This window comes from Streptomyces sp. SYP-A7185, from assembly GCF_046103685.1.
GTDB lineage: Bacteria > Actinomycetota > Actinomycetes > Streptomycetales > Streptomycetaceae > Streptomyces.
This window is the reverse complement of record NZ_CP122310.1, coordinates 8,190,532-8,215,786: the sequence shown is the minus strand read 5'-3', so window position 1 is coordinate 8,215,786 and position 25,255 is coordinate 8,190,532. Positions and strand designations below refer to the sequence as shown.

The 25,255-nt window shown below is 70.9% G+C and carries 21 protein-coding genes; 6 read left to right on the top strand and 15 right to left on the bottom strand.

Annotated elements, in window-relative coordinates:
• Positions 1-23: 23 nt before the first annotated feature.
• The 8 genes from QBL25_RS35830 to QBL25_RS35795 all read right to left on the bottom strand — a co-directional run bounded on the left by QBL25_RS35830 (position 24) and on the right by QBL25_RS35795 (position 6,584).
• Positions 24-1,670 (bottom strand): alpha-L-fucosidase, encoded by a 1,647-nt coding sequence (locus tag QBL25_RS35830; protein WP_409061110.1) that lies wholly within the window; start codon positions 1,668-1,670, stop codon positions 24-26.
• A gap of 96 nt (positions 1,671-1,766) precedes the next feature.
• Positions 1,767-3,653 (bottom strand): family 20 glycosylhydrolase, encoded by a 1,887-nt coding sequence (locus QBL25_RS35825; RefSeq protein ID WP_409062899.1) that lies wholly within the window; start codon positions 3,651-3,653, stop codon positions 1,767-1,769.
• A gap of 153 nt (positions 3,654-3,806) precedes the next feature.
• On the bottom strand, positions 3,807-4,073 hold the full coding sequence (locus QBL25_RS35820) for a DUF4235 domain-containing protein (protein ID WP_409061109.1): 267 nt from the start codon (positions 4,071-4,073) through the stop codon (positions 3,807-3,809).
• Positions 4,070-4,507, bottom strand: coding sequence for a DUF3618 domain-containing protein (locus tag QBL25_RS35815; protein ID WP_409061108.1), 438 nt, complete (start codon positions 4,505-4,507; stop codon positions 4,070-4,072). Before QBL25_RS35815 ends, QBL25_RS35820 begins: the two co-directional genes overlap by 4 nt.
• Positions 4,504-4,944 (bottom strand): phage holin family protein, encoded by a 441-nt coding sequence (locus QBL25_RS35810; protein WP_409061107.1) that lies wholly within the window; start codon positions 4,942-4,944, stop codon positions 4,504-4,506. Before QBL25_RS35810 ends, QBL25_RS35815 begins: the two co-directional genes overlap by 4 nt.
• A 100-nt stretch (positions 4,945-5,044) precedes the next feature.
• On the bottom strand, positions 5,045-6,034 hold the full coding sequence (locus QBL25_RS35805) for a YihY/virulence factor BrkB family protein (RefSeq protein ID WP_409061106.1): 990 nt from the start codon (positions 6,032-6,034) through the stop codon (positions 5,045-5,047).
• Between the two features lie 64 nt (positions 6,035-6,098).
• Positions 6,099-6,299 carry a hypothetical protein gene (locus QBL25_RS35800; RefSeq protein ID WP_409061105.1) on the bottom strand — a complete coding sequence of 67 codons (201 nt, stop codon included), beginning with the start codon at positions 6,297-6,299 and terminating at the stop codon, positions 6,099-6,101.
• A gap of 111 nt (positions 6,300-6,410) precedes the next feature.
• Positions 6,411-6,584 carry a hypothetical protein gene (locus tag QBL25_RS35795; protein ID WP_409061104.1) on the bottom strand — a complete coding sequence of 58 codons (174 nt, stop codon included), beginning with the start codon at positions 6,582-6,584 and terminating at the stop codon, positions 6,411-6,413.
• 308 nt (positions 6,585-6,892) lie between these two features.
• Here QBL25_RS35795 and QBL25_RS35790 point away from each other — a divergent pair, with 308 nt between their 5' ends.
• On the top strand, positions 6,893-7,717 hold the full coding sequence (locus QBL25_RS35790) for an SDR family oxidoreductase (RefSeq protein WP_409061103.1): 825 nt from the start codon (positions 6,893-6,895) through the stop codon (positions 7,715-7,717).
• A 45-nt stretch (positions 7,718-7,762) separates the two neighbouring features.
• Here the strand turns inward: QBL25_RS35790 and QBL25_RS35785 are convergent, their stop codons facing one another.
• The 4 genes from QBL25_RS35785 to QBL25_RS35770 form a co-directional block, all read right to left on the bottom strand.
• Positions 7,763-9,280 (bottom strand): SDR family NAD(P)-dependent oxidoreductase, encoded by a 1,518-nt coding sequence (locus tag QBL25_RS35785; protein WP_409061102.1) that lies wholly within the window; start codon positions 9,278-9,280, stop codon positions 7,763-7,765.
• Between the two features lie 70 nt (positions 9,281-9,350).
• Positions 9,351-10,715: a wax ester/triacylglycerol synthase family O-acyltransferase gene (locus QBL25_RS35780; RefSeq protein WP_409061101.1), complete on the bottom strand. Its 1,365-nt coding sequence runs from the start codon at positions 10,713-10,715 to the stop codon at positions 9,351-9,353.
• A gap of 204 nt (positions 10,716-10,919) precedes the next feature.
• Entirely contained in the window at positions 10,920-13,262 is a 2,343-nt protein-coding gene (locus QBL25_RS35775; protein ID WP_409061100.1) for a GH92 family glycosyl hydrolase, read from the bottom strand.
• 184 nt (positions 13,263-13,446) lie between these two features.
• Positions 13,447-16,056 (bottom strand): PA14 domain-containing protein, encoded by a 2,610-nt coding sequence (locus tag QBL25_RS35770; RefSeq protein ID WP_409061099.1) that lies wholly within the window; start codon positions 16,054-16,056, stop codon positions 13,447-13,449.
• A 202-nt stretch (positions 16,057-16,258) separates the two neighbouring features.
• On the opposite strand from QBL25_RS35770, the gene QBL25_RS35765 reads away from it, so the two are divergent.
• The 5 genes from QBL25_RS35765 to QBL25_RS35745 all read left to right on the top strand — a co-directional run bounded on the left by QBL25_RS35765 (position 16,259) and on the right by QBL25_RS35745 (position 22,024).
• Entirely contained in the window at positions 16,259-17,272 is a 1,014-nt protein-coding gene (locus tag QBL25_RS35765; protein WP_409061098.1) for a LacI family DNA-binding transcriptional regulator, read from the top strand.
• 155 nt (positions 17,273-17,427) lie between these two features.
• On the top strand, positions 17,428-18,525 hold the full coding sequence (locus tag QBL25_RS35760; RefSeq protein ID WP_409061097.1) for an ABC transporter substrate-binding protein: 1,098 nt from the start codon (positions 17,428-17,430) through the stop codon (positions 18,523-18,525).
• A 1-nt stretch (position 18,526) separates the two neighbouring features.
• Complete coding sequence (locus QBL25_RS35755; protein ID WP_409061096.1) at positions 18,527-20,047, top strand: sugar ABC transporter ATP-binding protein; 1,521 nt, start codon at positions 18,527-18,529, stop codon at positions 20,045-20,047.
• A complete protein-coding gene (locus tag QBL25_RS35750; protein ID WP_409061095.1) occupies positions 20,040-21,005 on the top strand; it encodes an ABC transporter permease in 966 nt (321 codons plus the stop codon). Before QBL25_RS35755 ends, QBL25_RS35750 begins: the two co-directional genes overlap by 8 nt.
• Before the next feature lie 29 nt (positions 21,006-21,034).
• A complete protein-coding gene (locus QBL25_RS35745) occupies positions 21,035-22,024 on the top strand; it encodes an ABC transporter permease (protein WP_409062898.1) in 990 nt (329 codons plus the stop codon).
• Between the two features lie 28 nt (positions 22,025-22,052).
• On the opposite strand, the gene glgC is transcribed toward QBL25_RS35745, so the two are convergent.
• The 3 genes from glgC to QBL25_RS35730 are packed head-to-tail and all read right to left on the bottom strand — an operon-like array spanning position 22,053 to position 25,255.
• A complete protein-coding gene (gene glgC, locus QBL25_RS35740) occupies positions 22,053-23,273 on the bottom strand; it encodes a glucose-1-phosphate adenylyltransferase (RefSeq protein ID WP_409061094.1) in 1,221 nt (406 codons plus the stop codon).
• Between the two features lie 22 nt (positions 23,274-23,295).
• Positions 23,296-24,462, bottom strand: a complete 1,167-nt coding sequence (gene glgA, locus QBL25_RS35735) for a glycogen synthase (RefSeq protein ID WP_409061093.1) — start codon at positions 24,460-24,462, stop codon at positions 23,296-23,298.
• Between the two features lie 52 nt (positions 24,463-24,514).
• Complete coding sequence (locus QBL25_RS35730) at positions 24,515-25,255, bottom strand: (2Fe-2S)-binding protein (protein ID WP_409061092.1); 741 nt, start codon at positions 25,253-25,255, stop codon at positions 24,515-24,517.

The window sequence follows — 25,255 nt, the reverse complement described above, 5'->3', positions numbered from 1 at the left end:
GGCACGGCTCCCCCGCACGCCCGCTACACCCGCGACCGGTACAGGCCGAACTCCGCCAGCCGCACCGCCCCGCGCGACCCCGTCACCCGCAACCGCCACTCCCTGGCCCGCACCGGTGTGGCCAGCGTCAGGACCCGCCCGGCCCCCACGGTGTGCACCTCGGTCACCAGTGACCATCCCGACCCGCCGGGGACGCGGGCCTCGATCACCGCGCGCTCCAGCTGCTGGCCCCGCCGGATCTCCTCCCCCAGCCGGATCCGGTCGACCTCGTGCGCCTCGCCGAGGTCGACCGTGAGCGTCCCCCGCGAGGGCGCCGGGCAGGTCCAGGCCGTGTCCGGGTCTCCGTCGACGGCGTGCGCGGGGCGGCGGCCGTCGCCCAGGGCCCGCGCGCCCCGCGCGAGGTCCTCCGGCAGTTCGCGTCCGATCCGCTCGCGGAACTCCCGCAGCCGCGCCACGTCCGCCTCCGGGAGCAGACCCCGCCGGTCCGGCGGGACGTTCAGGAGCAGCACGGAGTTCCGGCCCACCGAACGGAACCAGATGTCCGTCAACTGCTCGACGGACTTGGGCTGTTCGTCCTCGTGGAAGAACCAGCCCGGCCTGATCGACACGTCGCACTCCGCCGGCCACCATTGCACGTACCGGGCGACCTCCCTCGCCTCGGCGAGCGCCTCCCGGCTGCCCTGGTCGGGGGCGTCGTACGGCAGCGCGTAGTCGACGCTGCCGTTCCCCGCGTCCTTGACGGGGACGACGCTCCACTCGTCCTCGCGCGCGAGCCCGCCCTCGTTGCCGACCCACCGCACATCGGGCCCGCGCACGGCGACCGCCGCATCCGGGGCCAGGGCGCGGATGACCGCGTACCAGCTGTCCCAGTCGTACGTCTCGACCTTCTCCGGCGGGATGCGTCCCTGCGCCCCGTCGAACCAGACCTCGTCGACGGGCCCGTACTCGGTGAGCACCTCGTACAGCTGGTTGAGCATGTGCGCGCCGTAGTCGGTGGCGTCGAGGGTGAACGACCGTGCGGCGGCGGCACTCGCCCGGTCGTCGCCCGGCACCGGCGTGGGGATGGTGCGCGGCGAGCGCGCGCTGCCGTTGGCGTAGACGCCGTGCAGGTACTGGTTCTCGTCGGCGGGCGAGATGTAGACGCCCACCTTGAGCCCGTACCGGCGCAGCGAGTCGGCGAACGCGCGCAGGACGTCGCCCTTTCCGTCCCGCCAGCTGCTGCTCGCCACGCTGTGCCGGGTGTAGCGGGAGGGGTAGAGCACGAAACCGTCGTGGTGCTTGACGGTGAGGATGGCGAGCTTGAATCCGCCGTCGCGCAAGGCGCGCGCCCACTGATCGGTGTCGAGGCCCGAGGGCCGGAAGACGTCGGGGTCCTCGTCGCCCGTGCCCCATTCCAGGCCGGTGAAGGTGTTGACCCCGAAGTGCAGGAACGCGGTCTGTTCCAGGCGCTGCCAGGCGATCTGCCGTTCCGTGGGCCGGACTCGGGATGCCTTGGCGACGATGTCGGCCGGGGAGTCCTCGGCGCTGATCGGGATGCGGTAGGGCGGTTCGGGAGCGGCGGCAGCGGCGGTCCCGGCGGATCCGGGTGCGGCGAGGGCGAGGGAACCGCTCGACGCGGCGACCGCCGTGGTGACGGCGGCACTCACGAAGAGGCGTCTGCTGACAGTCATGGGCGTGCGGGTCTCCCTGTCGGTTCGCTGACGGTTCACGGGCGGTTCGCGGCCGGTTCGCGGGGGCGGTCCGGGCGGTTCGCGGGGGCGGTGGGATCAGTTGGCGGTCAAAGTCCAGGTGGCCGGGGCGCGTTGGTCCGCCGGGAACTGCTGGAGCCGCCCGTCGCCGGTGACGTGCACGGACATCCGGGTGATCGCGTTCGTCAGCCGGTAGCCTCCCGGCGCTGGCGCCAGCTGCCACCGCTGGAGGGTGTTCTTCGCGTCGCACGTCTCGCGCGTGACGGAACTGCCCGGTTCCAGGGGCACGTTGAGCGTGAGCTTGCCGCTTCGGGTCTCCAGGCAGGTGCCGTCCGCCGTGGACTTCAGCGTGACGTAGCCGTCGGGGGTGCGCTCGACCGCGTAGGCGGCGGGTTCCGCGCGGCCTGCGGTGTCGCGCAGGGTGTACGTGCCGTCGGCCACCGGCGGCGTCGTCAGGTCACGCCAGCCGGGCGCGTGGCCGACGGCCGTGGCGCGCGCGGTGAAGTCGGCGTACGTCGGATCCGGCCGCGCGGAGCCCCAGGTGACCTGGGCGATGTGGCTGAGCGGCATCGCCATGGAGGCGGCGACCTCGTTCTCGGTCTCGCCCCGCCCGTTGTCCGGCCACAGGCTGATCTTCGCGCCGGTGATGCCCTCGCGCGAGGCGAGCTTCTCGCCCTCGAAGCTGCGCGGGTCCCACGCCTTGTCGTAGAGCGCCTTGGTGTCGGTGTGGAAGCCGCCGCGCACCAGGTAGAGGGAGTAGGCGGCGTTCTGCACCGGGTGGCCCTGAGCGATGAGCCTGCTGGGCTTCGTCTGCACGTCGAGCCAGTGCTCGACGGTCGTGCCCGCCGCGACCGGCACGGTGTTCGCGCCGGTCAGGCCGTCGTTCCAGATGCGCAGCCGTTTGCCCTTGCCGTCCGCGTACGCGTGCACGCGGTTCACGAAGTCGACGAAGGCGTCCTGCGGGGTCGCCTTGTCGCCGTACTTCTGGCGCGCGAACGCGAGGACGTGGGGGTACTTGGCGAAGTCGGAGCCGAGCATGTACTCGTCGGCGCCCATGTGCCAGGACCTGGCGGGGAACACCTCGGCGTACTCGTCGATGAGGCTCGTGTAGTACGCGAAGGCCTCGTCCTTGGTGACGTCGAGGCGCGAGGGCTGCGGGGTGCCGTCGGAGTCGGTGAGCTGGAGGTCGGGGCGCTTCTCCAGCCAGGGGTCCATGTGGCCGGGCGAGTTGATCTCCGGGATGATCGTGACGTGGTACTTCTCGCCGAGCGCGACGAGACGGCGTATCTCGCTCTTGGTGTAGTAGCCCCAGCTGTTGGCCTCGGGGTGCCGCTCGCTCTTCACCTTGAGTTCGAGGAGCAGCTGGTTCTGCTTGTGGTACGCCATGTCGCGCACGAGGTTCTCAAGCCACGGCGTGGAGACGTGGATGTAGCAGGCGCAGACGCCGACCCCGCGTTCCGCGTACCGCGGCACGTCGACCGTGCGCCCGGCCGGTACGCGCTCGCTCCGGGCTAGCAGCTGGAGCAGGGTGCGGGTGCCGTAGAAGGCGCCGGCGCCGGTCCTGCCGGTGATCTCCAGGCGTTGGCCGGCGCGGAGTTCGTATCCCTCGGCGCCCAGCTTCGCGCGCCGGGGGGCGACGTCGATCACGATGTCGCCGTCGCGCGGGGTGCCGCCGGTGACCGGCATCCGTCCTTCGCCCGCGGCACGCAGGTCTTCGGCGAGGGTGCGGGCGACGTCGCGCGCCGCCTTCCCGTGCGCGACGAGCCGGGTCTTGGGGCCGTAGGAGTAACTTCCCTCGCCCGGCGTCCAGTCGGCCAGGGCGGGGACGGTCCGGGGCGGGTCAGCGGCGGGCTGCGTGGTCCCGGCGGCCTGGGCCGCCGGGACGGGCGCCGCGAGCAGCAGCAGGGCCACTGCGGCGCCCCGCAGCCGACGGAGCGGCCCGCGGGGCGCCAACATCATGCGCATGTCAGTCATGACATCCGATGATTCAAGCGCCACATGAGGGTGTCAATGCACTGCCCTCAGTGGGGACTTGGACATTTACGCCGACCGGCGAGGACCCATCGGATGAATCAGGGTCCTCGGCAGGGTCAGCCCAGCGGGGTCAGCCCAGCAGGGTCAGCCCGGCCAGGTGCCCGTCAGCCGCCGGGTGGCGACGGCGCCGCCGCGGTCGACGGCCGCCTTGACCAGGGCGAAGATCGCGCCCTGCAACGTGGCCGCGAGCAGGATCTCGCTCCAGTCGCGGTCCTCGTCAGTGGCGTCGGGCGCGTCCTCGTCGTGGCCGATCATCTTCCACGCCTGCTTGAACAGCCCGCCCGCGGCCACACCGGCGAGCGCGCCGAGCGCCATGCCGACCGGCTTGTAGGCGATCTTCGATGCCTTCACGCCGAGCCTCCGTGCCTCCGCTTGCGCCGCACCAGCACGTACGTGACCACCAGGGTCACGCCACCGGCGATGAAGGCCGACCGGCGGTTGCGGACCTGTTCCGGTGCCTTGTCCTGCCACACCTCCGAGGCCTGACCGGCCACGGCCTTCACCTGCTCGGTGGCGACGACGGCCTTGTCCTTGACCTGGTCGGGCACCTTGTCCTGCAACGCGTGGGCGGCCTCGGTGGCCTTCGCCACGGCCTGCCCGCCCAGCTCCGCCGCCTTCGTCGCCGTCTGTCCCTTGATCTCGATCGCCTTCTCCTGTGCGCGGGCCTTGACGTCCGCCTTGGCCGCCAGCGCCTCGACGGTCTCTCCCAGGTCCTGGCGGGTCTGCTCGACCTTGGCGCGCAGTTCGCCGGGGTTGGCGGTGTCCTTGTCCTGGGGCTGGTTCATCGCTTCGCACTCTCCTTGATCTCTGCGACGTCGGCCTTCACGCCGTCGATGGCCTGCTCGGGCACCGGCGGGGCGGCCCGGCCGACCTCCTTCTTGCCGGTCATGGCCAGCACCGCGGCGATCAGACCGAGGACGGCGGTCACGATCAGCCCCGCGGCCCATACCGGCAGCGGCACGGCGAGTGCCGCGATCGCGGTGGCGACGAGGGCCTGCAAGGTGAGGAAGCCGACGAGACCGGCTCCGCCGAACAACCCGCTGCCCTTGCCGTACCGCTTGGTCTTCTCTTTCATCTCCGCCTGCGCGAGACGCATCTCGCCGCGCACCAGCTCCGTGAGCTGCTGCGACGCACGCTGCACCAGTTCGCCCACCGGCTCGCTGTGGGGGGCACCCTGTCCGGCGCCGTCCCGGCCGGTGGTGTGCGGGCCTGTCTGGGCCATCGTCATCAACCTCCTGTCTGTTCAGCGGCCGAGTACCCCGAACTCCGGCATCGGCACATGGTCGGCGGCCGCGATCACGGCGACCGGTGTCAGGGGCGGGTCACTCGTGCTCCATGCGGCGGCGGTCCTGCTCGCCCCACGCACTGGTGTCCCGGGGCGGCACGTAGGGCTCCTCGTCCGGGGGGAGCCCACCCGCGATGGCACGCTGCCGCGACAGCTCCGCGTCGAACTCCAGGCCCAGCAGGATCGCGATGTTGCTGAGCCACAGCCACACCAGAAAAATGATCACGCCGGCCAGCGCGCCGTAGGTCTTGTTGTACGAACTGAAGTTGCCCACGTAGAAGGCGAAGCCCGCCGAGGCGATCAGCCAGATCACCAGGGCGATCACACTGCCCGGGGTGATCCACTTGAAGCCGCGGCCCTTCACGTTGGGCGTCGCCCAGAACAGCAGCGCGATCATGAAGGTGACCAGGACCACGAGGACGGGCCACTTCGCGATCGCCCACACCGTCAGGGCCGCGTCGCCGAACCCCAGGGCCGACCCCACCGTCTCGGCGAGACCGCCGGTGAACACCACGATGACCGCGCTCATCACCGCCAGGAGCAGGAGCACCACCGTCACGCCCACCCGGATCGGCAGGACCTTCCACACGGGCCGCCCCTCGGGCATGTCGTAGACGGCGTTGGCGGTGCGGATGAACGCCCCCACGTATCCCGACGACGCCCACACCGCGAGCAGGATGCCGACCACCGCCATCAGGGAGCCGACGCCTCCCTGGCCCTCCAGCTGCCGCACGGCGTCGCTGATGATGTCCCGCGCCGAACCCGGCGCCAGCTGCTTGAGATTCTTCAGGAGCCAGTCGATCGCCGACTTGCCGACCACGCCGAGCAGGGAGACGAGCACCAGGATCGTCGGGAAGAGCGACAGCACCCCGTAGTAGGTGAGCGCCGCCGCCCGGTCCGTCAGCTCGTCGTCCTGGAACTCCCGGACCACGCCCGTCAGTACGGCCCGCCAGGACCGCTTGGGCAACTGAGTCGGTTCCTCCGGCGCGCGCTCCACGCTGCGCCCGGCATCCGCTGTTCCGTCCATACATCCCGGAGTAACCCGCAGGCGCGCGGCCATGCGCGTCCGGGCCGATCCGCCTTCCGCACGGTCACGGTTCGCCCTGTGCGCGACGGCGCAGTGCGGCGCGGGCGGTCGCGGTCCGCAGCCGCGGATGGAAGTGCAGCTCCACGGACAGGCGGAGCAGACGGCGGCGCAGGACCGTGCGCCCCGGCTGATCGGCGAGCCGCCGGTACGTGGCGGTCCACTCCCGTTGCAGGCGGACGAGGTCGTCGGGGATGGGGGGGCTCATGCGGTTGACTAGATCAGATGTTCGATTTCCAAGGCAAACCGCACGCCGGGCACGGAAACGCCGCGTGCCCCCGGCCGGATCGGCGGGGGGCACGCGGCGAAAGCGGAGGGATCAGTCGATACCGGGAAGGATGTGCGGCTCCGCGAGGTCGTCCTCGTAACCGGCGAGGCGGATCGGAGCCGCCTTCGCCCACGAGTCGAGGTTGCTGAGCTTGCGGGGTCTGGCCGCCCGCTCACCGCCGCGTTCCGCCGGTCGCTTTTCCTGCTTCGTCAGATCTGGTGTCACCGCGCACTCCCTTGTGTCGCGTAACGGAAGGACAAGAGCTGTTCGGTCGCGGTGGCGCCGTCGTTCGGGCGGGATCGCGGCCAACGGTGGCGAGCCTGTCCCAGGGCGGCCGTGGGGTGCTTGTGGAGCCCCTGGAGACCGTCCGTTCGCCTTACATTAACCAAATGAGCGCGCCAGCGCTCTATGGGGTCCGCCGAAGGAGTGTATTTCGGACAGTTGATCCCGTTGTGCGGGTGGCCCGCGGGCCGGGAACTCCTCAACGGGTCGCGGCCATGGGCCTTTCCAGGCCTCCATGGGACCGTACGGGGATGACTTCTGCCCAGGCACGGGATGGCGCGGTGGCTCTGGTGACCGGAGCGTCGCGGGGGATCGGGCTCGCCGTCGCGCGGAGCCTCGCGGAGTCCGGGCACCGCCTCGTCCTCACCGCCCGCGCCCCGGACGCCCTGGCGGCGGCGGTGGCCGCACTGCGCGCGGACGGCGCGCAGGCCGTCGGCTGCGCGGGCGGCGTGGCCGATTCCGGTCGGGCGCAGGAAGGCGTCGCTCTCGCCCTCCGGGAGTTCGGGCGGCTCGACGTCCTGGTGAACAACGCGGCGACGAACGCCCCGTACGGCCCGCTGATGGACGCCGACCTCACCCGGTGGCGCGAGGCCTTCACCGTGAACGTCGAGGCCGCGCTGCGCCTGACGCAGCTCGCCTGGCGGGCCTGGATGAGCCGGCACGGCGGCACGGTGGTGAACATCTGCACCGAGGGCGCGTCCCATGTCGGCCCGAACGTGGGCGCCTACGGCACCAGCAAGGCGGCGCTCCTGCACCTGACAGCGCAACTGGCGGGCGAACTGGCGCCCTTGGTACGGGTCAACTCCGTGTCCCCCGGCCTGGTCCGCACCGAGATGGCCCGCTTCGTGTGGGACGGCGCCGAGGAGCGGCTCGCCGCGAGCCTGCCGCTGGGCCGCATCGGCGAGCCACAGGACGTGGCGCGGGCCGTGGCCTGGCTGGTCTCGGACGCGGCCGAATGGGTGACGGGGGCCGATCTGCTCGTCGACGGCGGTACGCGCGTGCGGGCCGCCGCCGGTACGACCGCCCCCCACGCCGTGCACGAGCGGCTGCGCGCCGCCGCGACGGACGAGGCCTGAACCGCGGCGGCCGGCGGGATCCGGCCGCCCGGCGTCAGGCCTCGACTACCACTTGCCGGGGGCGTAGTCCTTCAGGAAGACGCCGAACAGGTCCTCGCCGGCCTCGCCGCGCACGACCGGGTCGTAGACCCTGGCCGCACCGTCGATCAGGTCGAGCGGCGCGTGGAAGCCCTCGTCGGCCAGGCGCAGCTTGTCGTAGTGCGGGCGCTCGTCGGTGATCCAGCCGGTGTCGATCGACGTCATGAGGATGCCGTCGGTCTGGAACATCTCCTGGGCGCTGGTCCGCGTGACCATGTTCATCGCGGCCTTCGCGGCGTTCGTGTTCGGGTGGCCCGCGCCCTTGTAGCCGCGGCCGAAGACGCCCTCCATCGCCGAGACGTTCACGACGTAGGCACGGCCGCTGGCCGCCTTCTTCGCGGCATCGGCCATCGCCGAACGCAGCGCGCTGATCAGGATGAACGGCGAGGTGTAGTTGCACAGCTGGGTCTCGAGCAGCTCCACCGGGGAGATCTGCTCGATCGTCTGCACCCAGGTGTTGCTGTCGACGACGTCCGGGACCAGACCGCCGGCGTCGATGGCGGTGCCGTCCAGGTGCCGGGCGACGCTGGCGTTGCCCGCGACCAGGGCGAGGTCGGCGACCTGCTGGGCGTCCAGGCCGCTGGTGCCGACGGGCAGCGCGGCCAGGCCGTCGACCGCTCCGGAGTTGAAGGCGCCGATGACCGAGTGGGCGGGCAGCTCCCCCGCGGGCAGCGGCGCGCCTTCGCCGTCGACCAGGGCGGCGTACGCGGAGGGCAGCCGGCGCACCGTCTGCGTCGCGTTGTTGATCAGGATGTCGAGCGGTCCCGCGGCGGCGACCCGCTCGGCGAGCGCGACGGACTGGGCCGGGTCGCGCAGGTCGATGCCGACGACCTCCAGGCGGTGCAGCCACTGCGCCGAGTCGTCCATCGCCTTGAAGCGGCGGATGGCGTCCTTGGGGAAGCGCGTCGTGATGGTGGTGTGGGCGCCGTCACGCAGCAGCCGCAGCGCGATGTACATGCCGATCTTGGCGCGGCCGCCGGTGAGCAGGGCGCGCTTGCCGGTGAGGTCGGTGCGTGCGTCGCGCTTGGACCGGTTCAGCCGGGCGCAGTCCGCGCACAGCTGGTGGTAGAAGTAGTCCACTTCCACGTACCGGGTCTTGCAGGTGTAGCAGGAGCGCGGGCGCTGGAGTATCCCCGCGATCCGCCCCTCCTCGGTCTGCGAGGAGGGCAGCAGGCCCTCGGTCTCGTCGTCGATGCGCTCGGCGGAGCCGGTGGCGGTGGCTTCCGTGACCGCCTTGTCGTGAGCGGTCTTGGCGGCCCTGCGCTCCTGGCGGCGGCGCTGTTTCACCGTGCGGTAGATCCCGGCCGTGGCGCGGCGGACCGCGATCGCGTCGGGGTGGTCGACGTCGAGCTTGTCCAGCTCGTCCAGCACGCTGAGGCAGACGGCGAGCCGGTCGGGGTCGATGCCGGGGCCGAAGTCGGCGGCCTCGGCGAAGGCCTCTTCGGCCGCGCCGGCAGCCCCCGGGCTGTCCTCTGTCACCGTCATCGCCGCTGTCCTCGCGTCACTCATGCCGCGGCTCGTTCGGGTGACCGCGGAAGCTCCAAAGAAGAGAACTTTACGTAGCGACGGGCCCCTCCACCAAACGCGGACGGTCCACGCACGCCACGACGAGGCCCGCGAGCTCCTCGCGCACGCCGCGCGCCAGGACGTCCAGGTCCGGCACGGCCGCCGCGTCGGCGACCAGACCGAAGTGCACCCGGCCCCGGTACGTCGACACCGCGACGGCCAGCGCCTGCCCCTGGGCGAGCGGCGCGAAGGGGTACACGGCGGTCAGCGGGCAGCCGCCGAGCCGCAGGCCGAGGCTGGGCAGCGGGACGCTGGTGACCAGGATGTCGAAGAGCAGCCGGGCGGCCTGCGCGACGACGGGCCCGGCGATGCGATGGCCGAGCGGCGGCACGTGATCGGCGAGCAGGGCGACCGCGCCCGCGCCGCGCCCCGGCCCCGCCTCCTTGTTGCGGTCCATGGCGGCCCGCACCGTCCGCAGCCGCCCGACCGGGTCCGGATCGCCGACGGGCAGCCGGACCAGATACCCGGAGAGCCGGTTGCCCGGCGGCTGAGCGGTGCGCGGCCTGCGCCGGGAGACGGGGACCAGGGCCCGCGGCTCCACCCCCTCGCTGCCGTCGCCGCGCTCGTCGAGCCAGCGGCGCAGGGCTCCCGCGACCACGGCGATCAGTACGTCGTTGACGGTGCCGCCCACGGTCTTGCGCACCCGGTGCACGTCGTCCAGGTCGAGCAGCACCCCCGCGGTGCGCCGCGTGCCGGTGGCCCGCGAGGTGAGGGCGGCCGACGAGCGCACGCCCCAGGTGGCGCGGGCGACGGACGTCCCGATGTCCAGGGCCTGCCCCACGTCGCCGACGGTGTCGCGGACCAGCCCGGGCAGCCTGCGCGGGTCCGGCAGCCAGGACCGGCGGCCGGCCTCGGGGGCGGCGGGCGCGGGGCGCCCGGCGGGCAGGTCGGCGGGGTCCATGACGGCCGCGGCGAGCATCAGGGCGCGCAGCCCGTCGGCGAGGGCGTGGTGGAATTTGAACAGGACGGCGAAGGAGGTGCCGTCGGCGCCCGGCAGGACGTGGGCTTCCCACGGCGGCCTGGCGCGCTCCAGGGGGCGCTGCATGAGCGCGCCCGCGGCGGCGTGGAAGTCACCTACGGGCTCGGCGAGGCCGACGTGATCCAGGGGGTCGAAGGCGGGCGCGGCGGTGCGCACGGCGGCGCCGACCGGCAGCCAGACCGAGCGGATCCGCAGCCGCAGTCCGGGCACGTCGGCCGCGCGGGAGGCGAGCAGCCCGGCGGCGCGCTCGGCCGCGTCCGGCGTGTCGGCGTCGAAGACGCCCAGCGCCCCCAGGTGCATGGGGTGGGCCGCGGACTCCAGGTTCCAGAAGGCGAGGTCGAGAGGGGCGAGCAGGTCTGAGGGCTCAGCGGTCACGGAAGTCAACGGGCTGCTCTCGCGTCGAGGACGATGCGGGGGACGGCATGAACGGCAGTCAATCCCCGTTGTGCGACTACGGTCAAGTACGATCAAGCTACACACAGTTAACAACAGATTAAGGCCCGCCTCTCTGGGAGAGGCGGGCCTTGTGGTGCGCAAGTGGCGTATGGACTACGTCACTTCAGCGGCGCACGCGCCGTGTCACTTCAGCGCCGGCGGCGCGGCCTCCTGCGACGTGCCCCACGTCGAGGGCTTGTCGCCCACGGTGAAGGACAGTTCGCGGGTGTCGCGGATGTCGTCGGTCGTCAGATACGTCTTGCCGTAGTCGGCGCCGTCCGCGCGCGCCGACTGGATGTACCGCGCGGTGTCCGAGGTGCCCGGCGCCTTCACCGTGAAGCGGCCCTTCGGGTAGTAGCGGCGGTCCAGCGTCAAATCGACGCGCTCGAAGACGGGCGTCGACAGGCCCCAGGTGTCCGTGCCGGGCTGGACGGGGAAGACGCCGATCGAGGACAGCACGTTCCAGGCGGACATGGTGCCGAGGTCGTCGTTGCCGGTCATGCCGGTCGGGGCGTCCGTGAAGAGGGTCAGCGCGGCGTGCACCACGTCGGTGGTCTTCCAGGGCTGGCCCGTGGACAGGTAGGTGTACGGGGCGATGAGGTCGGGCTCGTTCTGAGGGTTGTACTTGTCGGCGTTGTAGTAGTCGTACGGACCGTTGACCCACACCTCGCGGGCGGTCTTCGCCGGGTCCTTCAGGAGCTCCTTATAGGCGAAGAAGGAGTCGAGGCGGTCGTTGGCGGCCTGCTTGCCGCCGATGAGACCGACCATGCCGGGCAGATCCTGCGGGACGAGCCACTGATACTGCCAGGACGTGCCCTCGTGGAAGCCCTCGCTCTTGGCCGGGTCGGCGGGTCCGGTGAAGGCGCCCGCGGCGTCCCGGGCCCGGAAGAACCCGGTCGAACCGTCGAAGATCTTCCGGTAGTTCTGCGCACGGGCCGCATACCGCTCGGCGTCGGCCCGGTGGCCGAGATCGCCGGCCATCTGGCCGAGCATCGCGTCCGAGAGCGCGTACTCCAGGGTCGCGGACGCCCCGTGGTCGTAGTCGGAGTCGCCGGGCTTGGCGTGCGGGCGGCCCTTGACGTACGGCGCGAAGCCTTCGCTGAGGTACTCCTTGTTGGCCTCGCGGCCCACGGGCGCCGAGTCGGCGGGCGGCACACCGTCCGCGTTCTTCTTCAGCGCGCGGTAGGCCTCCTCCTCGTGCCCCTTGAGCAGGCCCTGCTGGTAGGCGTTGGTGAGGAAGGGGGTGACCGGGTCACCGGTCATGATGTTCGTCTCGACCGTGCCGTAGCCCCACTTGGGCAGCCAGCCGCTCTCCTCGTCGATCTTCAGGACGGACAGCGCCATGTCACGGGACTCGTGCGGTGCCAGCAGCGCGAGGAGCTGCGCCTGGGTGCGGTAGGTGTCCCACAGGGACCAGTTCTGGTAGTACGTGAAGCCCTTGGCGCGGTGGGTCTTCTGGTCCCAGCCCGTGTAGCGGCCGTCGACGTCGCTGCCGATGTTCGGCGCGAGGAACGAGCGGTAGAGGGACGAGCAGAAGGTGCGCCGCACGGTCTCGCTGCCGCCCTGCGCCCGCACGTCGTCGAGCCGGTCCTCCCACGCGGCCCGGGCGGCCTTGGCGACCCGGTCGTAGGAACGCCCGCCCTCCGCGCGGAGGTTGAGCGCGGCGCCCTTGGCGTCGACGTACGACAGCGCGGTCGTCGCCTCGACGGTGCGGTCCTTGGAGGTGTCGAAGCGCACGTAGGCGCCGTTGCGCTCCTCCCCCGCCGACGACTTCTTGGAGCCGGCGGTGACGGTGTCGCCCTTCCAGGTGCCCGACGTGGTGAAGGGACGGTCGAAGCGGGTGATCGTGTAGACCGTGTACGGCTTGGTGTCCTGGCAGAAGCCGCTGCCGGTGATCGCCGTGCGGACCGTGCGGCTGTCGAGGATCTCGACCTTCGTGCTGCCGGTCTTGTGCAGCGACTGCCCCGCGTTGAGCAGGACGTTGGCCTTGTCGGTGGCCGGGAAGGTGTAGCGCTGCACGCCGGTGCGCCGGGTGGCGGTCAGCTCGGCGTCGATGCCGGACTTCAGGCCCACCTGGTACGAGCCGGGGCTCGCCTTCTCGTCGTCGTGGCTGAACTCCGCCGCGTACTTGGCGTAGTCCGTCTCCGTGACGTCACCCGTGGTGGGCAGCACCGGCAGATCGCCGCCCAATCCGCAGCCCACGCCCGAGAGATGGACGGTCGAGAAGCCGCGGATGTGGGTGTCGGAGTGGTCGTAGCCGGTGTTGTGCCCGGTGTCGGGCGAGAACTGGACCATGCCGAAGGGCACGGCGGCCCCGGGGTAGGTGTTGCCCTCGTTCTCGGTGCCGATGAACGGGTTGACCAGGTCGGTCAGCTGACCGCCCGCCGCCGGGGCGGCCTGGGCCGCCGGGATGGCGAGGGCTCCCCCGAGGAGCGTGGCCGCGGCCACCGCCACCCCCGTACCGCGTAGCCGTTGGGTCCATCTCATGGGTGGGAACGCCTCCTTGGACAACGTTGTCAAAGCCCGGAACGTGATCATTCTTCGGCGGTCGCCTCCCGCCCGTCAAGGGGTGGGAGGCGAAGCGCGCGGGCCCGGGTCCATGGACCTCGTGCTCCCGCGCGCGGGAGAGGCGCTCCGGCCCGCCGACCGGCCGGAGCGCCCCGCACCCGGGTCAGGAGCCCGGGCACCCCGCCGGGTCCGGCCGCGACGCGTCGCCGATCAAGGCCTCATGTGCCGCCTTGAGCCGCTTCACGTCGGGCTTGATGACCCTGCGGTCATAGGTCATCAGACCGTTCAACTCGCCCTCCACGTCCGAGATCTGGGTGTAGACGGCGCCGTTGCCCCCCTTGCAGGCGAGCTTGTGCACCTCGTCGAGCTTGGTGAGGTAGTCGTCCGTGTACGTCGCCGGGTCCACGTCGACGTAGCTCTGCTGCACGGACCAGGCATGGCCCGGGACCGCGAGTCCGAGACCGCCGTACTCGCCGTTGAGCTGCGCCCGCACGCCGTCGGGCTTGGGCGGCAGGGCCGGGCTCGGGTAGCCGTGCTCGTCCATGATGTCGCCGGTGCCGCCGTCGCGCCCGAGGTTGAGCCCCGACATGCCGTTGACCAGGCGGGTCGGGTCCCAGGACTTGGCCTGGGTGGCGATGCGGCCCTCGTCGTACTGGCCCCAGCCCTCGTTGAAGGTGACCCACATGACGATCGACGGGTGGTTCGTGTGCTCGTCGATCATCTGCTTCATCTCGGACTCGTACTGGGCGCGGGCCGCCGTGCCCGGGCTGCGGCCGGCGTCCATGGAGGGCATGTCCTGCCAGACCATCAGGCCCAGCTTGTCCGCCCAGTAGAACCAGCGGTCCGGCTCCACCTTGATGTGCTTGCGCACGGAGTTGAAGCCCATCTCCTTGTGCATCTTCAGGTCGTACGCCAGCGCCTCGTCGGTCGGCGCCGTGTGCAGGCCGTCGGGCCAGAAGCCCTGGTCGAGCGTGGCCATCAGGAAGGTGGGCTTGCCGTTGAGCAGGGTGCGCGGGGTGCCGTTCACCTTCTCCACCGCGATCGTGCGCATCCCGAAGTAGCTCTTCACGGCGTCACGGCCGACGGTCACCTTCAGGTCGTAGAGGAAGGGATCGTCGGGCGACCACAGGTGCGGATCGGTGATCTTCAGCTTGAGCGGTGTCCCCGTGCGTCCACTCGCCTCGGCGACCTTCTTCTTGCCCGCGTACGCGACCGCCTTGACCGGCACGCCGTCGCGCACGCCCTTCGGCTCGACGGTGACCTGCCGGGTGGCCACGTCCGGTGTGATCTTCAGCGAGTCGGCGTGGTCGGCCGCGACCGGCTCCATCCACACCGTCTGCCAGATGCCGGACGAGGGGGTGTACCAGATGCCGCTGGGGTCCAGGCGCTGCTTGCCGACGGGCGGGTTCTCGCCGTCCTTGGCGTCGGTCGGGTCGTAGACGCCGACGATCAGTTCCTGGGTCTTGCCCCGCTTGAGGGCGTCGGTGATGTCGGCGCTGAACTTGTCGTATCCGCCCTTGTGTTCGGCGACCTTCTTGCCGTTCACGAAGACCTCGGACTGCCAGTCGACGGCACCGAAGTTGAGCTTGAGGCGCTTGCCGTCGCCGACCTTCCAGCCCTGGGGGACGGTGAAGGTCCTGCGGTACCACATGCGGTCCTCGTGCCGTTCCACGCCGGAGAGCTGGGACTCCACGGGGTAGGGCACCAAGATCTTCTCGGCGAGCTTCTTGCCGACCGGGGGCTTCTCGCCGGCCTTGGCCGAGGCGAACTGCCAGGAGCCGTTGAGGTTCTGCCAGGCGTCACGGGTGAGCTGGGGGCGGGGGTACTCGGGGAGCACGTTGCCCGGCTTCACGTCGTCGGCGAACTTGGTGCGCAGCTGGTGCTCGGAGTGGTTGGGCCCGCTGCTCCAGAAGGCGGCGACCTCCTTGCCGTCGTCGCCGGCCAGGCCGCCCTTGCCGTCGTAGCGGAGGTCGGCGGTGCCCTTGGCGGTGCCGGTCTTGTTGCCGACGACGGGCTCCTTGAGGCCCACGAGCAGGGCGCGGGCATCCTTGGGGTCGGCCTTGACGGTGCTGATGGGCCACTTCGCGCCACCGATGACGGCTTCGACGTGGGTGGCGAGGTCAGTGGGGGGCGCGCCGAGCTTCTGGGCGAAGTCCAGCTTGAGGGTGCGGCCGTCCTTGAGGACGGTGGCGGCGGTGGCCCCGTCGTAGTCGAAGCCGTCGGGGAGGCGGAAGGCCGACTGCGGGACGGCTTCCTTGCTGCCGCCGGGCTCGGTCCAGCGCAGGTGGAGGTTGGAGCCGCCGTAGTGCTCGAAGTACTCGACCTTGATGTCGTAGGCCTTGCCGGCCGTCAACTCGACCGGCTGCGCGGTCTGTTCCTTGTCCCAGTCGTCGACCCAGTGGTCGATGGCGAGCTTGCCGTCGACCCAGAGCCGGAAGCCGTTGTCGCCGATCATGGAGAAGGTGTGGGAACCGGTCTTCTCCGGGACGACCTTGCCGGTCCAGCGGACGGTCGCGTCGTCGGCCTTGCCGGTGGCGAAGGACAGCCGCGGGTCGAGGTTGTCGAAGTCGATCTTCTGGTCGAAGCCGGTGGCTTTGAGCTCGTGGAAGTCGAAGGCGCCGGGGGCGGACTGGGTGTAGTACTCGCCCTTGAGGCCGTGGACTTCGGGGGTTTCGTCCGCGGCTGTGGCGGCCGGGACGGCGGTCAGTCCGGCGCAGGCGAGGGCGACGGTGAGCAGCAGTATCAATCGCTGCCTGACGCGTCGGGGTCTCATGGGGCGCACAGATCCTCCTTGCTGGAAGCGGTGCTCGAAGGCCGAGGAAGGGGGTGGCGGCTCGCCGCCGCAGTCTGTACAACGAATCTGTACAACGTTGGAAGGAACGGCAGTTGGCATGACAGCACGCTCTCTGGCGCGCTGTCCAGGGTCATGACAATCACCCCAGGACAGGGGTGCATCTCGACGCAGGGAGCTGCACGTGCGGGTTAGCCTCAAGGACGTCGCGGAGCGCGCGGGCGTCTCGATCAAGACCGTCTCGAACGTGGTGAACAAGTATCAGCACGTCACCCCGGCGATGCGGGCGCGCGTCCAGGAGGCCATCGACGAACTGGGCTACCGGCCGAACCTGACGGCGCGCCACCTGCGCAAAGGCCGGACGGGCATCATCGCCCTCGCCGTGCCCGAGCTGGGCAACCCGTACTTCGCCGAGCTCGCCGGCGCCGTCATCGACGCGGCGGCCGAGCACGACTTCACCGTGCTCCTGGACCACACCCGGGGCGAGCGCGAGCAGGAGGTCCTGGTCAGCCAGGGCTTCCGGGCCCGGGTGATCGACGGCCTGATCCTGAGCCCCCTGGAACTGGAAGCGGCCGACCTGCTGGGCCGCGAGGACGACGTCCCGCTGGTGCTGCTCGGCGAGCGCCAGTACGACCTGCCCTACGACCACATCGCGATCGACAACGTCGCGGCGGCCCGCGCGGCGGTACGCCACCTCATCAGCCGCGGCCGGTCCCGCATCGCCTACCTCGGCGCCCGCACCGACTCCGCCAACCGCCCCGCCAACCTGCGTCTCCAGGGCTGGCGCGAGGAGCTGACCCAGGCGGGGATCGCCGCGCCGGACAACCTGGTGGGCCCGGTCGGCGGCTGGAACCGCTGGGACGGGGCGAAGGCGATGGCGCGGATGCTCGACGCGGGAGTGCGGCCCGACGCGGTGTTCGCGTACAACGACCTGGTGGCGATCGGTGCCATGCGCGTGCTGCACGAGCGCGGTCTGCGCGTGCCGTGGGACGTGGCGGTGGTCGGCTTCGACGACATCGCCGAGGGGCAGTTCGGGGCGGTCACGCTGACCACGGTCTCGCCCGACAAACAGGCCATCGCCCGGCTCGCGGTGGCTTCGCTGCTGCGGAGTCTGGAGGGTTCGGCAGAGCCCGAGGGGCGGGAACTGGCCGCGGAATTCCGCCTGGTGGAGCGGGAGAGCACGCTGGGCCGGCGCTGACCGGCCGGGCCCGCCGCGGGGCCTTCCGTGTGCGCGGAGGGTTTACAGCCTCCTTTCAACGATGTAAAAAGCTCCCCGTACCGCCGAGTTGACCGTCAGTGCCATCCTCCCGTGAGCGCTCTCAGCGCCAGGGGCCGTGCCGTTTTGGGGACTCCATGAAGCCGACCACACGCCTTAGCCGCACCTCAGCCAGGACCCTCCTCGCCGCCGGCCTCGTCGCGAGCCTCGCGCTCGCCACCGGATGCGCCAAGTCCGAGGACGACGGCGACAAGAGCTCCGCGTCCCAGGATCAGGGCGACTCGGGCCAGGTCGTCTCGGAACCGAGCGAGGGCAGCGGCCCCACCTGTGCGATAGACGCCTACGGCGGCAAGAAGCTCGACCTCAAGAGCGCAACCGTCGGCTTCTCCCAGTCCGAGAAGGAGGCCAACCCCTTCCGCATCGCGGAGACGGCCTCCATCAAGGCCGAGGCGAAGAAGCGCGGCGTCAAGCTGCTCACCGCCAACGCCCAGTCGCAGTTCTCCAAGCAGATCAGCGACGTCCAGGACCTCATCGCCAAGGGCGCCGACCTGCTGGTCATCGCACCCCTGAACTCCGACGGCTGGGAGCCGGTGCTGCGCGCGGCCTCCGCCAAGCACATCCCGATCATCACCATCGACCGCAAGATCAACGCCAAGGCCTGCAAGGACTATGTCAGCTTCATCGGCTCCGACTTCGTCGAGCAGGGCAAGCGCGCGGCCGACCAGATGATCAAGTCGACGGGCGGCAAGGGCAAGGTCGCGATCCTGCTCGGCGCCGCGGGCAACAACGTCACCACCGAGCGCACCAAGGGCTTCCAGGACCGCATCAAGGAGAAGGCCCCCGACCTCAAGGTCGTCTTCAAGCAGACCGGTGACTTCGCCCGCGAGAAGGGCCAGCAGGTCACCGAGAACCTCATCCAGTCCAAGCCGGACATCAACGGGATCTACGCCGAGAACGACGAGATGGGCCTCGGCGCCGTCAACGCCCTCAAGGGCGCGGGCAAGAAGGCCGGCGACGTGAAGATCGTGACGGTCGACGGCACGCGCAACGCCGTGCAGGGCATCGTCGACGGCTGGATCGACGGCGTCATCGAGTCGAACCCGCGCTTCGGCCCGCTCGCCTTCCAGACCCTGGACACCTTCACCAAGGGCACGAAGGTCTCGCAGGACATCGTCATCAAGGACTCCGCGTACACCAAGGAAAACGCCGAGGCGGACCTCGGCAAGGCGTACTGAGATGTCCGACGTCCTCTCGGTCACCCAGCTCTCCAAGACCTTTCCGGGCGTACGCGCCCTGGACGGGGTCGACTTCACCGCGCGCGCGGGTGAGGTGCACGCCCTGATCGGCGAGAACGGCGCGGGCAAGTCCACCCTGATCAAGGTCCTGACGGGCGTGTACGCGCCGGACGCGGGCGAACTGACCCACAACGGCAAGCAGGTCGCCTTCGCCACCCCGCTCGAAGCCCAGCACGCGGGCATCTCCACCATCTACCAGGAGGTCAACCTCGTCCCCCTGATGAGCGTGGCCCGCAATCTCTTCCTCGGCCGCGAGCCGCGCGGCCGTCTGGGCCTGATCGACTTCCGCCGGATGCACCGCGAGGCGGACGAGGCCCTCCAGCGGCTCGGCATCCGCGTCGACGTACGCCGGCCGCTGCGGGAACTGGGCGTGGGCACCCAGCAGATGGTGGCCCTGGCCCGCGCGGTGTCGGTCGACGCGCAGGTCGTCATCATGGACGAACCCACGTCGTCCCTCGAACCCCGCGAGGTCCAGACCCTGTTCGGCGTGATCCGGATGCTCCGCGAGAGCGGCATCGCGGTGATCTACGTCAGCCACCGCCTCGAAGAGCTCTACGAGGTGTGCGACACGGTCACGGTCCTGCGCGACGGCAAGCTGGTGCACACCGGCCGCATCGCGGAGCTCGACCGGCTGCGCCTCGTGTCGCTGATGCTGGGACGCGAGGTCGGCGAGGTACGCGAGGAGGGCGTCACCAAGTTCTCCGGGGAACACGCTCCGGAGACCCAACCCGTGCTCCAAGCCACCGATCTGACGATGCGCCACCATCTGCACGGCGTGTCCGTCGAGATCCGCCCCGGCGAAGTGGTGGGCCTGGGCGGACTGCTCGGCTCGGGCCGCAGCGAGACGGCCAAGGCCATCGCGGGAGCGCTCGCGCCGGACTCCGGACGCGTGGCGATAGCGGGCGAGACGGTCCGCACCGGCTCGCCGCCCGCCGCCATCCGCGCGGGCATCAGCCTCCTCCCCGAGGACCGCAAGGCCGAGGGAATCGTCCCCGGCCTCTCGGTCCGCGAGAACATCGCCCTGGCGGCCCTGCCCCGCCTCTCCCGCCTGGGCCTCGTGAACGAGTCGGCGATCGACTCCATCGTGGACACGTTCATGAAGCGCCTGCGCATCAAGGCGTCGAGCCCCCACCAGAAGGTGGGCGAACTGTCCGGCGGCAACCAGCAGAAGGTCCTCCTGGCCCGCTGGCTGGCGATGAACCCCAAGGTCCTGCTCCTGGACGAGCCCACCCGCGGCATCGACATCGGCGCGAAGGCCGAGGTCCAGAAACTGATCGACGAGCTGGCGAACGACGGTCTGGCCGTGCTCCTCATCTCCTCCGACATGGAGGAACTGATCGAGGGCTCGGACCGGGTCGTCGTCCTCAAGGACGGCGCAGTGATCGAAGAACTCACCGGACCGATGGTCACGGAGGACGCCCTCATGCGCGCGATAGCCACCACCGGGGGCCCTCATGACTGACCTCGCACTGGGCACCAAGACCCCCGTCGACCGCGACCGCGTGCTCGGCTTCCTCCAGAGCTACGGCGTCTACCTGGGCGTGGCCGTCCTGCTCGTCCTCAACATCGCCCTGACCCCGCACTTCCTCTCGGCCGAGAACTTCCGCACCCAGGCGGTCCAGGTCGCCCCGGTCCTCATCGTGGCCCTGGGCATGGCGCTGGCCATCGGCAGCGAGGGCGTGGACCTCTCCGTCGGCTCCGTCATGGCGCTGTCCACCTCTCTCATCTCGCTCTACCTCGGCTACGGCACCTGGATCGCGATCATCGTGGCGATCATCGGCGGTGCCGTCATCGGTGTCGCCAACGGCTCGCTCATCGCCTTCATCGGCGTACAGCCCATCGTCGCGACGCTGGCGCTGATGGTCGCGGGCCGCGGTCTCGCCCTCGTGCTCCTGCCCCAGCTCAAGGACGTCCACGACCCGACCATGGCGTCGCTCGGCTCCGGCGCCGTCCTCGGCATCCCCTACCTCGTCCTGATCGCGGCGGCCCTCGCACTCGTCGTGGCCTTCGTCGTCCGGCGCACCACCTTCGGCCGCCAGCTCCTCGCCATCGGCGACAGCCGCCCGGCCGCGCGCCTCGCGGGACTTCCCGTACGGCGCGTCCTGATCCTGGTGTACGTCTGCTCCGGCGCGCTGGCGGCCATCGCGGGCGTCCTGGCCACGGCCCGTCTGACGGCCAGCGATCCCACCTCGCTGGGCAACCTGATGGAACTGTCCGCGATCACGGCCGTCGTGGTCGGCGGCACCCCGCTCAGCGGCGGGCGCGTCCGCATCGGCGGCACCGTCGCGGGCGCCGTACTGATCCAGCTGCTCACCGCCACGCTCATCAAGCACGATCTGCCGCCCTCCTGGACACAGATCGCCCAGGCCGTAGTGATCATTCTCGCCGTCTACGCGGCACGGGAGAGGGGCAAGCGGTGACCGGCACCGTCCTATCCGAGGCCAAGTCCATGAAGCCGAGCGACGACGAACCCCTCGGCGCGAGCCGCTCCGAGCGCCTCAGCGCACTCGCCCAGCAGCACGGCGCCCTGGTCACCCTGGTCGTCGCCGTCATCGCGGCCTCGCTCAGCTTCGACACGTTCTTGACGGGCGACAACCTGGAGAACATGGCGGTCTCCTCCGCCTTCCTCGCGGTCGTCGCCCTGGGCATGACCTTCGTGATCATCACCGGCGGCATCGACCTCTCCGTCGGTTCGCTGTTCGCGCTCGGCGGGGTCCTCGCGGCCTGGGGCTCGCAGTACGGGACGGCGGTGGCGCTGCTGCTGCCCCTGGCCGTCTGCGGACTCATCGGCCTGGTCAACGGCCTCCTCATCGCCCGCTCCCGCCTGGCCCCCTTCATCGTGACGCTGGCCGCGATGCTGGGCGCGCGCGGCATCCTGCTGTCCGTCACCGACGAGGGGTCCAAGACCTACCTCGTGGACAAGGACACGTTCTTCGCCACGCTCGGCCAGGGCAAGCTCCTCGGCATCGGGGTCCCGGTCTGGATCACCCTCGCCCTCTTCGTCGCCGGCGCCGTCATCCTGCGCCGCAGCCGCTTCGGCCAGTACGTGTACGCGGTCGGCGGCAACGAGGACGCGGCGGCCCTCATGGGCGCCCCGGTGGCCCGCACCAAGGTCACGGTCTACACGATCTCCGGACTCTGCGCGGGCCTGGCGGGCGCGCTCAACGCCGCCTGGCTGGTCTCGGGCGTCACCATCCTCGGCTCGGGCATGGAACTAGAGGCCATCTCCGCGGTCGTCATCGGCGGCACGCTCCTGACCGGCGGATTCGGCTTCATCAGCGGCTCACTCGTCGGCGTACTGCTCCTGAAGGTCATCCAGAACGTCATCAACCAGATCGGCTCGCTCGACTCCGCCTACCAACAGGTGGTCAGCGGAGCCTTCCTGGCCCTCGTGGTGATCGCCCAGACCTGGCTGGGCCGCAGACGCCGGGTGCTGTAGCGCCCACGGCCGCGCGGGAAGGGCGCGGCTACATGGGGACGATCTGCCCCTTGCCCAGGGCGATCACGCCGCCCTTCGACACCGTGTAGAGCGCTTCGTCCCGCTCGGGGTTGACCCCTATCGTCGCCCCGGGCGGGACGTCCACGTTCTTGTCGAGCACCGCGCCGCGCACCACCGCTCCCCGGCCCACGCGGACGTTGTCGTGCAGCACCGACCCCTGCACGACCGCCCCGTCCTCGATCGTCACCCCGGGCGAGAGCACCGAACGCGTGACCTGGCCGCGGATGACGCATCCGGGGCTGACGATGGACTCGCTGGCGATGCCGGCCGCGCAGAACTTGGCGGGCGGCAGGCCGCCCGGGTGGGTGTAGATGGGCCAGCGCCGGTTGTCGAGGTTGAACACCGGCTGATCGGAGATCAGGTCCATGTGCGCCTCGTAGTACGCGTCGAGCGTGCCGACGTCACGCCAGTAGCCGTGGTCGCGCGCGGTCTCCCCCGGCACGTGGTTGTCGTCGAAGTCGTACACCTGGGCCAGGCCGCGCTCGGTGAGCATGGGCAGGATCGAACCGCCCATGTCGTGCTTGGACTCGTCGTCATCGGCGTCCTGCTGGAGCGCGTCGACCAGGGTCTTCGTCGTGAAGACGTAGTTGCCCATGGAGGCGAACACCTCGTGCGGCGCGTCGGGCAGGCCGGGCGGATCGGTGGGCTTCTCCAGGAACCGCTCGACCCTCGTGCCGTCCCGGGCCGGCGTGATGATGCCGAAGGAGGACGCCTCCGAGCGCGGCACGCGGATCCCCGCCACCGTCACTCCCGCGCCGCTCTCGAAGTGCTGGTTGAGCATCTGCCGGGGGTCCATGCGGTAGACGTGGTCCGCGCCGAACACCGCGATGTAGTCGGGCTGTTCGTCGTGGACGAGGTTCAGGGACTGCAGAATCGCGTCCGCGCTGCCCGAGTACCAGCGCGGTCCGAGGCGCTGCTGCGCCGGCACCGGCGTGACGTAGTTGCCCAGGAGGCTGGACATCCGCCAGGTGGTGGTGACGTGCCGGTCCAGGGAGTGCGATTTGTACTGGGTCAGCACACAGATCCGCAGGATGTCGCCGTTGACGAGATTGGAGAGCACGAAGTCGACGAGGCGGTAGGTGCCGCCGAACGTGACCGCTGGTTTCGCCCGGTCGGCCGTGAGGGGCTGAAGGCGCTTTCCCTCACCGCCCGCCAGGACGATTCCGAGCACCGAAGGTCCTCCGCGCATGGCGCCGCCCCCTGACTTGGGATCACTTGGACTCGAGTAACTCCGTGTACACCTCGGTCGTGCGTCGCGCGACCGCGTCCCAGCCGAACTCCCCGACCGCGCGGTCACGTCCCGCCGCGCCCATGCGGGTCGCGGTGCGCGGGTCGGCGACCAGCTCGTTCAGGGCCTCTGCCAGCCGCGCCTCGAAGGCCGCCGGCTCCTTCTCCGCGTACGGGACGAGGAGCCCCGTGCCGCGGTCGGCGACGACCTCGGGGATGCCGCCGACGTCCGATGCCACCACCGCGGTGCCGCAGGCCATCGCCTCCAGGTTCACGATGCCGAGCGGCTCGTAGACGGAAGGACAGACGAACACCTGCGCGTGGGTGAGGAGTTGGATGATCTGGGGGCGCGGCAGCATCTCGGGGATCCAGTGGACTCCCCCGCGCACACGGCTCAGCTCCTCGAAGAGGGTGCGGAACTCGGCGTCGATCTGCGGGGTGTCGGGGGCTCCGGCGCAGAGCACCAGCTGGGTCGCGGGATCCAGCTCCTTCGCGGCGCGCAGCAGGTGGGGCACGCCCTTCTGCCGGGTGATGCGTCCGACGAACAGGACGTAGGGCCGCCCGGGGTCGATGCCCAGGTGTTCCAGGACGTCCGTGCCGGGGTCGGGGCGGTACAGGCCGGTGTCGATGCCGTTGTGCACGACGTGCACCTTGGCCGGGTCGATGGCGGGATAGCAGCCGAGGATGTCGTCCCGCATGCCGCGCGAGACGGCGATCACGGCGTCCGCGGCCTCGACGGCGGTGCGCTCGGCCCAGCTGGACAGGGCGTATCCACCGCCCAGCTGCTCGGCCTTCCAGGGCCGCAGCGGCTCCAGGGAGTGCGAGGTCAGGACGTGCGGGATGCCGTGCAGGAGCTTGCCGAAGTGGCCCGCGAGGTTGGCGTACCAGGTGTGGGAGTGGACCAGGTCGCAGCCCGTGAGCGAGGCCGCCATGGACAGGTCCACGGAGAAGGTCCGCAGGGCGTCGTTGGCGCCGTCCAGGGAGTCCCATGCCTGGTGGCGCACGGGTCCGCCGACCGATCCGCCGTTTCCCCAGCAGTGCACGTCGACGTCGACGAGGGCCGCCAACTCCCGTGCGAGGAACTCGACATGGACTCCGGCTCCGCCGTACACATCTGGTGGATACTCCCGGGTGAGCAGTCCCACTCGCACGCACAAACCTCCGTCCGTCCGCCCCAGCCGTCGGTCGCCCGCCCCCTCATGGTCACCCAGAAGCGCCCGGTGGGGAAGAGGCCCGCACCGACCTCTGGGGCGGCCGGTCGAAGCAACAGTCGCCGCACAGGCCGCCGTTGGGGCACCGGTAGTAGAGGCAGCAGCTGCGGCGGCGGAACGCGGTGCCGTTCAGGGTGCCGGTCCCGCGCAGGTCGGGGTGGTCGAAGAGGTCGGCGGCGAGCGCCCGTGCGCGCTCCCCCACGTCGGTACGGCCCGTGCGGCGCGCCCAGGTGTCCAGTTCGCGGGCCGCCCCGGCGAGCGCGGAGCCCGCGTTGCCCCACAGCAGGGGCGCGGAGATGCGGTGGCGTGTGCGCAGGACGTCGGCCAGGGGCGCCAGATGGCCGTGCTGCACGGCGTCGCGGATGGCCGCCGCGTCGCCCGGCCGTGACCGCACCCGCGTCAGCCACAGGTCGTCGGGCGAGCCGCCGTCGGCGTCCCAGTGCAGCAGCGCCGGGTCGAGGTCCGGCAGCACGCCGTGCAGGGCGGCCGAGCCGAGCGCCACGGACCACAGGCGTGCCGCGAGCCCCAGCTGTGCCACGGACACCGCCACGCGCGCGTCGGGCGCCCTCAGCCGGGCGGCGACCTTGTCGACGCGGAACGCGAGGGGCCCGTCGTCGCCCGCGTACAGCCGGGCCAGGGGCGTCACCTGGGCGCCGCCGGGCGGTGCTCCGGTGCGCAGGGCGAAGAATCCGCCGACGGAACCGACTTCTGCCAGGTCGAGAGGGAGGGTCAC

Bases quoted from the DNA above. Each gene is read 5' to 3' on its own strand.
- QBL25_RS35830 (WP_409061110.1), bottom strand. From the start codon at position 1,670: ATGACTGTCAGCAGACGCCTCTTCGTGAGTGCCGCCGTCACCACGGCG.
- QBL25_RS35825 (WP_409062899.1), bottom strand. From the start codon at position 3,653: ATGCGCATGATGTTGGCGCCCCGCGGGCCGCTCCGTCGGCTGCGGGGC.
- QBL25_RS35815 (WP_409061108.1), bottom strand. From the start codon at position 4,507: ATGAACCAGCCCCAGGACAAGGACACCGCCAACCCCGGCGAACTGCGC.
- QBL25_RS35810 (WP_409061107.1), bottom strand. From the start codon at position 4,944: ATGGCCCAGACAGGCCCGCACACCACCGGCCGGGACGGCGCCGGACAG.
- QBL25_RS35805 (WP_409061106.1), bottom strand. From the start codon at position 6,034: ATGGACGGAACAGCGGATGCCGGGCGCAGCGTGGAGCGCGCGCCGGAG.
- QBL25_RS35800 (WP_409061105.1), bottom strand. From the start codon at position 6,299: ATGAGCCCCCCCATCCCCGACGACCTCGTCCGCCTGCAACGGGAGTGG.
- QBL25_RS35790 (WP_409061103.1), top strand. From the start codon at position 6,893: ATGACTTCTGCCCAGGCACGGGATGGCGCGGTGGCTCTGGTGACCGGA.
- QBL25_RS35785 (WP_409061102.1), bottom strand. From the start codon at position 9,280: ATGACGGTGACAGAGGACAGCCCGGGGGCTGCCGGCGCGGCCGAAGAG.
- QBL25_RS35775 (WP_409061100.1), bottom strand. From the start codon at position 13,262: ATGAGATGGACCCAACGGCTACGCGGTACGGGGGTGGCGGTGGCCGCG.
- QBL25_RS35770 (WP_409061099.1), bottom strand. From the start codon at position 16,056: ATGAGACCCCGACGCGTCAGGCAGCGATTGATACTGCTGCTCACCGTC.
- QBL25_RS35760 (WP_409061097.1), top strand. From the start codon at position 17,428: ATGAAGCCGACCACACGCCTTAGCCGCACCTCAGCCAGGACCCTCCTC.
- QBL25_RS35755 (WP_409061096.1), top strand. From the start codon at position 18,527: ATGTCCGACGTCCTCTCGGTCACCCAGCTCTCCAAGACCTTTCCGGGC.
- QBL25_RS35750 (WP_409061095.1), top strand. From the start codon at position 20,040: ATGACTGACCTCGCACTGGGCACCAAGACCCCCGTCGACCGCGACCGC.
- QBL25_RS35745 (WP_409062898.1), top strand. From the start codon at position 21,035: ATGAAGCCGAGCGACGACGAACCCCTCGGCGCGAGCCGCTCCGAGCGC.
- glgC (WP_409061094.1), bottom strand. From the start codon at position 23,273: ATGCGCGGAGGACCTTCGGTGCTCGGAATCGTCCTGGCGGGCGGTGAG.